The organism is Micromonospora sp. LOL_025, from assembly GCF_048060285.1.
In the GTDB taxonomy this organism is placed as follows: domain Bacteria; phylum Actinomycetota; class Actinomycetes; order Mycobacteriales; family Micromonosporaceae; genus Micromonospora.
The window spans coordinates 111,676-122,754 of the sequence record NZ_JBHMIR010000004.1; the positions used below are offsets into that span (position 1 = coordinate 111,676).

General features: G+C 75.1%; 12 protein-coding genes. 5 read left to right on the top strand and 7 right to left on the bottom strand.

Going from position 1 to position 11,079, the window contains the following annotated elements; translation table 11 throughout:
* Positions 1 to 74: 74 nt before the first annotated feature.
* Positions 75 to 776, bottom strand: coding sequence for a prepilin peptidase (locus ACFHW0_RS07335; protein WP_416606336.1), 702 nt, complete (start codon positions 774 to 776; stop codon positions 75 to 77).
* Positions 777 to 786: 10 nt separating this feature from the next.
* Positions 787 to 1,815 carry an EamA family transporter gene (locus ACFHW0_RS07340; RefSeq protein WP_416606337.1) on the bottom strand — a complete coding sequence of 343 codons (1,029 nt, stop codon included), beginning with the start codon at positions 1,813 to 1,815 and terminating at the stop codon, positions 787 to 789.
* Between the two features lie 80 nt (positions 1,816 to 1,895).
* Between ACFHW0_RS07340 and ACFHW0_RS07345 the strand changes: the two genes are divergently transcribed.
* The 3 genes from ACFHW0_RS07345 to ACFHW0_RS07355 all read left to right on the top strand — a co-directional run bounded on the left by ACFHW0_RS07345 (position 1,896) and on the right by ACFHW0_RS07355 (position 5,095).
* Positions 1,896 to 2,579 (top strand): LppU/SCO3897 family protein, encoded by a 684-nt coding sequence (locus ACFHW0_RS07345; protein WP_416606338.1) that lies wholly within the window; start codon positions 1,896 to 1,898, stop codon positions 2,577 to 2,579.
* Between the two features lie 683 nt (positions 2,580 to 3,262).
* On the top strand, positions 3,263 to 3,712 hold the full coding sequence (locus ACFHW0_RS07350) for a PT domain-containing protein (RefSeq protein ID WP_416606711.1): 450 nt from the start codon (positions 3,263 to 3,265) through the stop codon (positions 3,710 to 3,712).
* 141 nt (positions 3,713 to 3,853) lie between these two features.
* Positions 3,854 to 5,095 (top strand): AAA family ATPase, encoded by a 1,242-nt coding sequence (locus tag ACFHW0_RS07355; protein WP_416606339.1) that lies wholly within the window; start codon positions 3,854 to 3,856, stop codon positions 5,093 to 5,095.
* Positions 5,096 to 5,144: 49 nt separating this feature from the next.
* Here the strand turns inward: ACFHW0_RS07355 and ACFHW0_RS07360 are convergent, their stop codons facing one another.
* Complete coding sequence (locus tag ACFHW0_RS07360) at positions 5,145 to 5,699, bottom strand: GNAT family N-acetyltransferase (protein ID WP_416606713.1); 555 nt, start codon at positions 5,697 to 5,699, stop codon at positions 5,145 to 5,147.
* Positions 5,700 to 5,824: 125 nt separating this feature from the next.
* On the opposite strand from ACFHW0_RS07360, the gene ACFHW0_RS07365 reads away from it, so the two are divergent.
* Both ACFHW0_RS07365 and ACFHW0_RS07370 read left to right on the top strand, forming a co-directional pair.
* Positions 5,825 to 6,370, top strand: coding sequence for a DoxX family protein (locus ACFHW0_RS07365; protein ID WP_121397443.1), 546 nt, complete (start codon positions 5,825 to 5,827; stop codon positions 6,368 to 6,370).
* A 215-nt stretch (positions 6,371 to 6,585) separates the two neighbouring features.
* The gene (locus ACFHW0_RS07370) at positions 6,586 to 8,028 is read left to right on the top strand and encodes a glycosyltransferase 87 family protein (RefSeq protein ID WP_416606341.1); all 1,443 of its coding nucleotides are present in this window, start codon (positions 6,586 to 6,588) and stop codon (positions 8,026 to 8,028) included.
* A 16-nt stretch (positions 8,029 to 8,044) separates the two neighbouring features.
* Here ACFHW0_RS07370 and ACFHW0_RS07375 read toward each other — a convergent pair whose 3' ends face one another.
* From ACFHW0_RS07375 to moaC, 4 genes are all read right to left on the bottom strand, one after another.
* Complete coding sequence (locus tag ACFHW0_RS07375; RefSeq protein WP_416606343.1) at positions 8,045 to 8,485, bottom strand: molybdenum cofactor biosynthesis protein MoaE; 441 nt, start codon at positions 8,483 to 8,485, stop codon at positions 8,045 to 8,047.
* Positions 8,482 to 9,741: a molybdopterin molybdotransferase MoeA gene (locus ACFHW0_RS07380; RefSeq protein WP_416606344.1), complete on the bottom strand. Its 1,260-nt coding sequence runs from the start codon at positions 9,739 to 9,741 to the stop codon at positions 8,482 to 8,484. The genes ACFHW0_RS07375 and ACFHW0_RS07380 overlap by 4 nt, the downstream gene beginning before the upstream one ends.
* A gap of 80 nt (positions 9,742 to 9,821) precedes the next feature.
* Positions 9,822 to 10,292, bottom strand: a complete 471-nt coding sequence (locus ACFHW0_RS07385) for a MogA/MoaB family molybdenum cofactor biosynthesis protein (RefSeq protein ID WP_121399159.1) — start codon at positions 10,290 to 10,292, stop codon at positions 9,822 to 9,824.
* Positions 10,289 to 10,780 (bottom strand): cyclic pyranopterin monophosphate synthase MoaC, encoded by a 492-nt coding sequence (gene moaC / locus ACFHW0_RS07390; protein WP_416606345.1) that lies wholly within the window; start codon positions 10,778 to 10,780, stop codon positions 10,289 to 10,291. The genes ACFHW0_RS07385 and moaC overlap by 4 nt, the downstream gene beginning before the upstream one ends.
* Positions 10,781 to 11,079 lie beyond the last annotated feature (299 nt).

Genomic DNA, 11,079 nt, shown 5'->3' on the forward strand with positions numbered 1-11,079 from the left:
GGCCCGTCGGCAGGCGGTCCCGGCCGGGTCGGTGTCCCGCTCCGGCCGGCGTCGTCGCGGCTTCGGTCGCCTCGTCAGGCGGTCAGGGCGGCCAGCCAGGCGCCGGTGAGGAGGGCCGGGCCCAGCGGGAGCGGGGTGTCGCGGCGCACCCTGCCGGCGACCAGCAGGACGAGCACCACCACGCCGTGCAACAGGTGTGGCAGGAGCAGCCCGAGCGCCAGGGACGACCCGCCGAGCCAGCCGAGCGGCAGGCCCAGGACGGCGGCGAGCTTCACGTCGCCGAAGCCCAGCCGGGAGCCGGGCAGCACCGCCAGCACCACGTGGCAGGCGAAGCCGAGCGCCGCCCCGGCCACCGCGCCCAGCAGGCGCCCGGGGCTGCCGGACGTCGCCGCCGCGCCGGTCAGGCCGACGGCGGCGACCAGCGCGGCGGCGCCGACCAGCGGGTCGGGCAACCGCAGGCAGGACAGGTCGACCAGGGCGAGCACCAGCCCGACGGCGGCCAGCGCGAGGAGGACCGGCAGGACGGGATCCGCCCCCAGGGCCGCCGCGAGCCCGGCGAACACGACCGCACCCGCCGTCGCACCCCACCCGGCGCCCGACGCGGTCCCGGCGAGGCGCACCGCGCCCGGCGCGGCCCCGGTGTCCCGCACCGCGCCCGGCGCGGCCTCGACGACGTGTGGTGCGAGCGGGGCGGTGAAGTGGCGGGCGACCCGGGGTGCGGCGAGGCCGGCCAGGGCGCCGAGCAGCGCCACGCCTGCCAGTAGCCCGGTCGACACGGGCCGGACGCTACCGGCGCGACGGCTTCGGCGCGGTCCCCCGGGCGGGACGTCGCGGTCTCTCGGTGCTCACCACGAGGGCCACCCCGGCGACGATGACCGCGCCACCGAGCACCACCCGCGCGGTGACCGGCTCGGCGGCGAACAACGCGCCGAGCGCCACCGCTACCACCGGGTTGACGTAGGCGTACGTGGAGGCCAGCGAGATCGGGGCGTGGTGCAGCAGCCAGACGTACGCGGTGAAGGCCACCAGCGAGCCGGCCACCATCAGGTACGCGAGCGCGAGCCACGACCGGGTGGTCACCGCGCCGAGGTCGAAGCCGCGCAGCTCGCCACGGCCCACTGAGAGGACGGCCAGCGCCGCCGCCCCGGCGAACATCTCGTAGACGGTGGCGACGAACGGGTCGGCGGGCATCCGGATCCGGCCGGAGAGGAAGGAGCCGATCGACCAGCAGGTGGCCGCGGCGACCACGGTCAGCGCCCCGGTGAGCGGCACGGCGTCCGCCCCGCCGGTCGGCAGCACCAGCAGCACCAGGCCGACGAAGCCCAACGTCACCCCGGCCAGCGTCCACGACCGGGGTCGGTCGCCGGTGACCGTACGCAGCAGCACCACCAGCAGCGGCACGGTCGCCACCAGCAGGGCGGCGATCCCGGAGGGCACCGCCACCCCCACCGGGCCGGACTCGGCGAGCACCACCAGCCCGTTGCCGCAGGCCAGCAGGAGGACCCCGACCAGCGCGGCCGAGGCGAGCTGCCGCCGGTCGACCCGCAGCGCGCCCCGTCCCCGTCGCACCCGCAGCACGATCGCCAGCACCAGGCCGGCGGCGGCGAACCGGGCGGCCGCCGAGCCGAGTGGCGGCATGGACTCCACCGCGATCCGGATGCCCAGGTAGGTGGAGCCCCACAGCACGTAGACCAGCAGCAGTGCGGTCCAGAGCAGGGCCGGCGTGGCGGCAGCCGTACGACCCGTCCCGGCGTCCGCGCCGGGCCGGGTACCTGCGTCGACGGGCGGCTGCGCACTCGGTGGAGGTGGGCTCATCGGTGGACACGCTACGGTGGCCTCGGCGTCGGCGTCCCTCGTTGGTGGCCGGCCTCTCACCACTCGCACGGGAGGCGTGCATGGCGAACTACGGAGCACCGGGTCGCGGGAACCCGGACCCGTGGCACGGGCGGCGCCCCGACGAGTCGTACGGTCCGTCGGGCGGGCCCTCGGGGCAGGACCGCTGGGAGGACGCGTACGGCTCGACCCCGCCGGCGCACGGCCCGGTGCCGTACGCCTCCCGGAGCGACGGCGTCCCCTCCCCGTACGCGGAAGGTCCCGCCCCGCCGCCGCGGCGTCGGCGCGGGCGGGCGGCCCCGGTCGTCGCGGTGCTGGCCACGGTGGCGTTGCTGGTCCTGGTCGGCGGCGCCGCGGTGCTCTACCTGCTCGATCAGGACGACAGCACGCCCGGGGCCACGCCGAGCGGGCCCGCGCCCGCGGCGAGGACCGACCCGCCGCAATCGCCGGCGAGCGCGTCGGCCGCCGCGCCGAGCACACCCGCCCCCGAGTCCTCCACCGACCCGCGCTTCGTCAAGGCCGGCCAGTGCGTCCGCAACGACGGGCCGGCCGGTGGCAAGCCCAAGCTGCTGATCAGCGACTGTGCGCCGCAGTCCTACGAGGTGCTGCGCCGGATCGACGGGCCGACCAGCGGCGAGAAGGACGCCGCGGCGAAGTGCGCCAAGGTCGACGGCTACACCAACTGGTACTTCTTCGACAGCGAGCTGGACACCCTCGACTTCGTGCTCTGCCTCAAGCAGCGCTGAGCCACCGCACCCCCCGATCCACCGCACCCCCGATCCATCGCACCCCCGAACCACCGCACTCTGAGCGGCCCACCCCTGAGGAAGAGATGACGACCTACGGATCACCCGCGCAGCCGGACGACCCCTACCAGCGCCCGCCCGGCACCCCGGGCGGCCCGCCACCCATCGACCCGACCCTGCCGGAGTGGGGCCAACCACCCGCCGCCGGGCAGTGGGGACAGCCACCGACCGGCGGCGAACCGCAGTGGGGACAGCCGCAATCGGGAAGTGACCCGCAGTGGGGCCAACAGCAGCCCGGGAGCGGCCCGCAGTGGGGACAGCCGCCGGCCGGCGGTGAACCGCCGGCCAACCCCCAGTGGGGGCAGCCGGACCCGGTGTGGAACCAGCCCGCGCAGCCGCCGGCCCCGGAACCGGGCTACCCCCCGCCCACCTCCGGCGCGGGCTACCCGCCGCCGACCTCCGGGGCCGGTTACCCGCCACCACCAACCTCCGGGGCCGGTTACCCGCCGCCCGGGGCGCAGCCGCCCGCAGGCCAGGGGGGCTATCCGGCGGCGGGACCGTATCCGCCGGCCGGGCCGGCATCCGCGCCGGGCAACCAGTGGGGCGCCCCGCCGCCGGTGCCCGGCGGGTACGGGATGCCGTCCGCCGCTCCGCCCGCGAAGAAGAGCGGCGGCAAGATCGCGCTGGTCATCGGCCTGGTGGTGGTGCTCCTGCTCTGCCCGTGCCTCGGCCTGGCCGGCTGGGCGTTCTGGCAGGGCGGCGACGACGACCCGATCGCGGCCCCGACGACGAGCGCCTCCGCCGACCCGACGGGGCAGCCGACGGGTCAGCCGACGAGCGAGCCGACCGACGAACCGACGGACGAGCCCAGCGCGGAGCCGACCACCGCCGCACCGAGCCCCAGCAGGAAGGAGTTCGCCAAGGGCGACTGCGTGGTCAACGACGGCACGGCCACCAAGGCCGACCTGCGTAAGGTGCCCTGCGGCCCCAACACGTACGAAGTGCTGCTGCGGATCCCGGGCACGGCGGACGGGGACCGGTGCAAGACCCGCGCCCCGGAGGCGACCGCGAACTACGTGCACGACAACTCGCTGGACTTCCTCGACTACGTGCTCTGCCTGAAGAAGCGCTGATTGCCAAAACTAGGGCTGTCTAGCATGGACGCTAGACAGCCCTAGTTTTGTGTCGAGACCGATCCCCGTGGCCCGACACGCCGGTTGCCCCATCTACGGATGTCTAGTCCCGCAGCTAGACGGCCCGATACTGTGCGATGCGTGGATCCGGTCCGCAACCCGTACGCCCCGGGCGCCGGCCAGCGTCCCCCCGAGCTCGCCGGGCGGGGGCGCGAGCTGGACGTCTTCGACGTCGTGCTGGAGCGCATCGCCCGGGGCCGGCCGGAACGCAGCCTGATGCTCACCGGCCTGCGCGGGGTCGGCAAGACGGTGCTGCTCAACACCCTCCGCTCCCAGGCGATCAACCACCTCTGGGGCAGCGGCAAGATCGAGGCCCGGCCGGACCAGTCGCTGCGCCGCCCGATCGCCGCCGCGCTGCACATGGCCGTCCGGGAGCTGGCTCCCCGGCACCGCGCGCCCGACCGGATCGACGCCTTCCTCGGCGTGCTCAAGGCGTTCGCCCAGCGGACCGCGCCGACCGGTCGCGGCAACGCCGCCCCGAAGCTGCGCGACCGGTGGCAACCGGGCATCGACGTGCCCGCCGCCACCGGCCGCGCCGACTCCGGCGACATCGAGATCGACCTGGTCGAGCTGCTCACCGACGCCGCGGCGGTGGCCGCCGACGTCGGCACCGGCATCGCGATCTTCATCGACGAGATGCAGGACCTCGGCCCGGAGGACGTCTCCGCACTCTGCGCCGCCTGCCACGAGCTGTCCCAGCTCGGCGCACCGCTGATCGTGGTCGGCGCCGGGCTGCCGCACCTGCCGGCCGTGCTCAGCGCGGCCAAGTCGTACTCCGAACGGCTCTTCCGCTACCAGCGCATCGACCGGCTCGACCGGATCGCCGCCGACCAGGCGCTCTGCGCGCCGGCCGAGCGCGAGGAGGTGGAGTACGAGCCGAAGGCGCTGGACCTGCTCTACGAGAAGTCCGGCGGCTACCCCTACTTCGTCCAGGCGTACGGGAAGGCGACCTGGGACCACGCGCCCCGCTCGCCGATCACCGCCGCCGACGTACGGGTCGCCGCGCCCGAGGCCGAGGCCGAGCTGGCCGTGGGCTTCTTCGGCTCCCGCTTCGAACGGGCCACCCCGGCCGAGCGCGAGTACATGCGGGCCATGGCCACGCTGTCCCTGGTGGAGGGCGAGGCAGACGGCGGAGGCCGCGACGACATGGACGCCGCCGTGCCGACGGCGGAGATCGCCCGGGCCCTGGGGCGCAAGCCGGCCAGCCTCTCCCCGGCCCGGGACGCGCTGATCAAGAAGGGCCTGATCTACTCCGGTGAACGCGGCACGGTCGCCTTCACCGTCCCCCACTTCGGTCGCTACCTGCGTACCCAGCCGGCCTGACCGGCCGCGACGGGCGGGTGGCGGGGACCGTCGGCGTGCGGCGCGGGCGTCAGACCTTGGACCAGGGCGGCGGGAACAGCACCTCGCCGCGCGGCGGCGGACCCTCACCGCTCGTGGCCGGTGGCAGCACCAGCGCCTGCCAGGGGTCGCCGAGACCCGACCAGGGGCTGGTCAGGCCAATCCGGTCCGCCCGGCCGAAGCCGAACCGGTGGTAGTAGCCGGGGTCGCCGAGCACCACCACCAGCCGCTCGCCCAGCTCGGTGGCCGCTTCGAGGGCGGCCTGCACCACCGCCGTGCCGAGCCCGATCCGCCGCCGGTGCGGCGCGACCGCCACGGGGCCGAGCGCCAGCGCCGGCGCGGTGTGGTCGTCGGACTTCACCCGGACCCGGGTGAGCAGGGCGTAGCCGACGACCTCGCCGCCGTACTCGGCGACCATCGCCAACTCCGGCACCCACGCGTCGGTGTCGCGCAGCTCCTCGACCAGCCCCACCTCGGGCGGCGTGGTCACGTCGGGACGGGCGAACGCGGCGGCCAGCACCCGCCGGACCGCGCCGGTGTCGGCCGGGTCCTCGGGTCGCAACCGCAGCGTCGTCACGCGGGGCACGTTACCCCTCACAGGCCGTCCATCAGCGACGGTCGCTCGAATCGGCGTGGCGCGACGTGCACGCCCGCCGATCCGGATCGGCGGTTGCGGGGGTAGGCGGGCCGGCGACGGGGTATGACTGACCCATGAAACCCGTACGTTCCCTCGCCCGCGCCATGCTGAGCGGCATATTCGTGGTCAGCGGGTTCACCAACCTCCGGAATCCCGGGCGGCTGGTCCCGGCCGCGAAGCCCGTGACGGACCGGGTGACCCCGCTGCTGGAGAAGGCCGACCCCCGCATCCCCACCGACACCGAGACGCTTATCCGGGTCAACGCGGCGGTGCAGGTCGGCGCCGGGCTGATGCTCGCCACCGGCCGGTTCGCCCGGCCGGCGGCGCTGGTCCTCGCCGGCACGCTGGTCCCGGTGACCCTCGCCGGGCATCCCTTCTGGAACAACGACGACCCGGCGGCGCGGCACAACAACCAGATCCACTTCCTGAAGAACCTCGGCCTCCTCGGCGGGCTGCTGCTCGCCGCCGCCGACACCGGCGGCAAGCCCGGGCTGCGGTGGCGGACGGGTCACCGGATCGGCCACTCCCGACGTTCCGTGCAGCGAGCCGTCCGTACCGCCCGCAGGGAGGCCCGGATCGCCGTACGATCGGCAGCGACGGCCCGACGACTACCTGGCTGACCTGCGTCGATACCTCCCTCCGGCCGGCCCCTCACGTGTCAACGCCGCGAATCACCTGAACCACCCGACAGGCGTTAACGCGGTTGAAATGTCAAAAACATGTGTGGGATCGGACACGGTCGCATAACGCGGGAGGCATTAACGTGAGGCGCCGTTCTAGGCTCCGTGCAGGACCTGGACGGGTAGGACGACCTTGGTACGGGGGTGGCCACGCCATGCCGGCGACCGTCGGAAGACGGGTGGACCGCCTCGCCCCAGTCCGTCGCGTAACGCGTGGGATCGATCGTAGGACAGTCGTACGGACCGGCATCGTGGCCGCCGTCGCCTATGCCGCATGGCTCGCCATCGGTGCTTTCGGGCGGCCGTACAACTTCTTCGACATGAAGATCTACCACGGCGCGGTGGTGTGGTGGGCGAGCGGTCACGAGCTCTACGAGTTCATCGCACCCGGCACCACCCTGGGTTTCACCTACCCGCCGTTCGGCGGTCTCGTGATGCTGCCGATGGCGCACCTGCCGGTCGAGCTGGCCGGGACGGTCAACGCGCTCGCCAGCATCGCCGCCCTGGCCGTCGTGCTGGCCGGGCTGCTCCGTCCGATCGTCGACCGGCTCGGCTGGCCCCTCTGGTTCACCGTGGGGATCGCGACGCCGCTGGCGGTCGCCGTCGAGCCGGCCCGGGAGACCCTCGGCTACGGCCAGGTGAACCTGCTCCTCTTCGCACTGATCATGGCCGACCTGATCGGCCTGCGCTGGCGGGCCCGCCGGGGCACCCACATCCCCCCGACCGACGGCCCGCTGCTGCGCTTCGTCTACAGCGGCGCCTGGGCCGGCGTGGGCATCGGCCTGGCCACCGCCGTCAAGCTGACCCCGGCGCTGTTCATCGCCTACCTGATGATCACGCGGCAGTGGCGTGCCGCGACCACCGCGATCGGCACGGTGATCGCGGTGACCGTCGGTTCCTTCGCGGTCGTCGGCACCGAGTCCCGGGCCTACTTCGGCGGCGTGCTCTGGCAGACCGAGCGGGTCGGGGCCGCCGACATGACGCCCAACCAGTCGCTGGCGGGGCTGCTGGCCCGGCTGTACGACTCGATCGAGACGCCCGGCCTGCTCTGGCTGTCGTTCTCGGTGCTGATGCTGGCGGTCGGCCTCTCCCGGGCCGTCAACGCCCGCGCCGACGGCGACGAGCTGACCGCGTTCACCCTGGTCGGCCTCACCGCCAACGTGATCAGCCCGATCTCCTGGACGCACCACCTGGTCTGGGTGATCCCGGCGATCATCGTGCTGGCCGACGCCGCCGTACGCCGCCGCGACGCCAGTCGCGGGTTGGCACAGCGGGCCGGGCAGGGCGGGTACGGCGGGCCGCCGGGGGTGACCGGGCTGCGCTCGCCGATCTGGTACCCGACGCTGACCGGGCTCCGGCACGGCGTCGCCGCGATCGGGCTCTACCTGCTCTTCCTGGTCTCCCCGATCTGGCCGTACGAGCACCAGCTCCCCGAGGTGTCGCACTACCAGGACGGCCTCTTCGGCGCCCTGATGGAGAATTCGCTGGCGCTGGCCCTGATCCTGCTGGTCGCCGCCCTGCCGTGGCGCCCCGGCGCCGAGCCGGCCTTCTACGTCGACCGGTTCGGCCGCCAGGCCGCGCCGAGCCTCCGCCGCTGACCGGGTGGACCGCCCCTCAGGGGCAGTTCACCCACTCCTCGGTGCCGTCGGCGAAGACCTGCCGCTTCCAGATCGGCAGCCGCGCCTTGACCTCGTCGACCAGTCGGGCGCAGGCCGCGAACGCGGCGGCCCGGTGGGCGGTGCTGACGGCCGCCACCAGGGCCGCGTCGCCGATGGCGAGCGGGCCGACCCGGTGCGACACCGCGACGGCGTACACGTCCGGGTCGGCGGCTATCTCGGCCGCGACCTCGCGCAGGATCCGATCGGCGCTCGGGTGGCCCTCGTACTCCAGGCTGGTCACCACGCGGCCGTGGTCGTGGTCGCGGACCACCCCCTGGAACGAGACCACCGCGCCGGCCCGGCGGTCCGCGACCGCCGCCTCGTGCGCGGCGAGGTCGAGCGGCCGGTCGGTGACCTCGCCGAACGTCGCGGGCTGGCGGGCCGTCGGCGCGGTCACCACGCACGCTCCCCGGGCAGCAGCGGCAGCGGTACGAGCGGCACCCGGTCCCCCGGCTCGCCGGAGGTGCCGGGGCGGATGACGGCGAACCCGTCGGCGCCGGCCAGCCCGCGCAGCATCGCCGAGCCGACGTGCCGGACCGGGTGCGCGGTGCCGGCGGTCCGGTCCAACCGGACCAGCGCCAGGTGGGTGTACCCGCCCCGGCCGCGCACCGGCTCGGCGAGCGTGACGTGCGGCAGCACCGGCATCGGGCGGCCCGCCAGACCGGCCAGCAGCGGGGCCACCAGCGAGACCAGTGCGACGATGGCGGACTGCGGGTTGCCGGGCAGCCCGGCGACGAACCGGACCCGGCCGTCGGCGTCGACCAGCCGCGCCAGCAGCATCGGGAACCCGGGCCGCACCGCCACCGTGTTGACCACGTAGTCGGCGCCGAGCGCCTCCAGCGTGGGATGCAGGTGGTCGACCGGCCCGTGCATCGTGCCGCCGGTGGTGCACACGAGGTCGGCGGTGGCCAGCGCGGCGCGCAGCGCCGCCACGTGCGCCGGGAGCGTGTCCGCCACCGGTCCGACCAGGTCCGACGGGCGGACCAGGCAGCCGTACCGGCGCAGCCAGGCCGGCACCGCCGGCCCGAGCGCGTCCCGCACCCGGCCGGCGCCGGGCGGGCCGGCGGTCAGCAGCTCGTCGCCGAAGACCAGCAGCGCGGCGCGGGGCTGCCGCCGCACCAGCAGGCTGTCGTGCCCGCAGGAGGCGGCCAGGCCGATCAGCGCCGGGTCCACCGGCGTGCCGGCGGGGAGCAGTTCCTCCCCGGCGTACGCCTCCTCGCCCGGCTCGCGCCACTCCGGCGCCGGCCGTGGCGTGCCGTCGACGAGCCCCTCCGGCGTACGACGGGACTCCTCCACCCGCAGCACGGCCGTGGTGCCCTCCGGCACCATCGCGCCGGTGGCGATCTCGACGGTCGTCCCGTCGTCGGTCAGCGGGGCCGGGGTGCCGCCCGCCAGCACCCGCCCGACCGGCCGCCACGGCCCGGTGCCGCGCACGGCCCAGCCGTCGACGCTGGAGGTGGGGAAGGCGGGCAGGTCCGTACGGGTGGTCAGCGGCTCGGCGAGGGTGTGCCCGTCGATCTCGGCGAGCGGCCGGCTGGCAGCGGGGAGCGCGGCGGCCAGGCCGACCGCGTACACCCGGGACCGGGCCTCCTCCCAGCCGGCGGGCGGGGGCGCGGTGGCCGGCTCGGCGGCCGGGGCGGTTTCCGTGCTCACCGGCCGAGCCTAACGGTGCGGCACGCCGGTCGCGCCGTCAGCGGTACCCGCCCACCGGCGGTCGCGGCCCTGCCGCCTCGTCAGTGGTCGCCACCACGGAGCTGATCGACGGCGTGGCGGAGGATCGGCCCGAGCACGGCGAGGCCGTCCCTGGCCCCGCCGGTCGACCCGGGCAGATTGACCACCAGCATCCGGCCGACGACGCCGGCGAGCCCCCGGGAGAGCGCGGCGGCGGGGACCTTGTCGCGGCTGTGCGCCCGGATCGCCTCGGCGATGCCGGGGATCTCGTGATCGAGCAGCGCCCGGGTCACCTCGGGGGTGCGGTCGGAGGGGTTGATCCCCGTGCCGCCGCTGGTCAGCACCACGTCGATCCCGTCGGCCAGGGCGGCGCGCAGCGCCTCGCCCACGGGCTCGCCGTCGGGCACCACCACCGGCCCGTCCACCTCGCAGCCGAGGTCGCGCAGGCCGGCGACGAGCAGGGGGCCGCTGGTGTCCGCGTACACGCCCGCCGCGGCCCGGTTGGACGCCACGACCACCCGTGCCCGGATCACGGCCGCTCCTCCGGGCGGACCCACAGGCCGGTCTTGCCGCCCTCCTTGCGCAGCACCCGGACCGCCTCCACGCTGGCCGCCGGGTCGACCGCCTTGACCATGTCGACCAGCGCCAGCCCGGTGACGGCCACCGCGGTCAGCGCCTCCATCTCCACGCCGGTGCGGTCCGCCGTGCGCGCGGTGGCGGTGATCTCGACGGTGTCGTCGGTGAGCGTCAGGTCGACCGTCACGCCGTGCAGGGCGATGGGATGGCAGAGCGGGATCAGGTCGGGGGTGCGCTTCGCGCCCATGATGCCGGCGAGGCGGCCGACCGCCAGCGCGTCGCCCTTGGGCAACCCGTCGCGGCGCAGCAGCTCGACGACCTCCGTCGTGGTGCGGAGCCGGCCGGCGGCGACGGCCAGGCGGCCGGTGACCGCCTTCGCGGAGACGTCGACCATGCGGGCCGCGCCCGCCGGGTCGACGTGGGTGAGCTGTGCGGGATCGGTCACGCTCGCGAGCCTATCTTTCCGGTACGGGTGCGCGGGGCCACCGGTACGGGCACGCGGCGTCGCTCGACCCGAACTGCCGTCCCTTTCGATCGCGCGTCGGCCGCGACTTCGGATGAGTGGGCACCACCCCTGTCGGGAATTGGGAACGCGTTTCCGGCCCGTTGCCCCGCGATCGTTTCCACCCCGCTTCACCGACCAACCCGATAGGCGTCCTCCCCGGTCGGCGGTGACTCGGCATGCCGTCCCGGAACGTTGTCGCGTCATTGACTCCGCAACGCCACGGAAGCGATCATCACCAC

Bases quoted from the DNA above. Each gene is read 5' to 3' on its own strand.
- ACFHW0_RS07340 (WP_416606337.1), bottom strand. From the start codon at position 1,815: ATGAGCCCACCTCCACCGAGTGCGCAGCCGCCCGTCGACGCAGGTACC.
- ACFHW0_RS07345 (WP_416606338.1), top strand. From the start codon at position 1,896: ATGGCGAACTACGGAGCACCGGGTCGCGGGAACCCGGACCCGTGGCAC.
- ACFHW0_RS07365 (WP_121397443.1), top strand. From the start codon at position 5,825: ATGAAACCCGTACGTTCCCTCGCCCGCGCCATGCTGAGCGGCATATTC.
- ACFHW0_RS07370 (WP_416606341.1), top strand. From the start codon at position 6,586: ATGCCGGCGACCGTCGGAAGACGGGTGGACCGCCTCGCCCCAGTCCGT.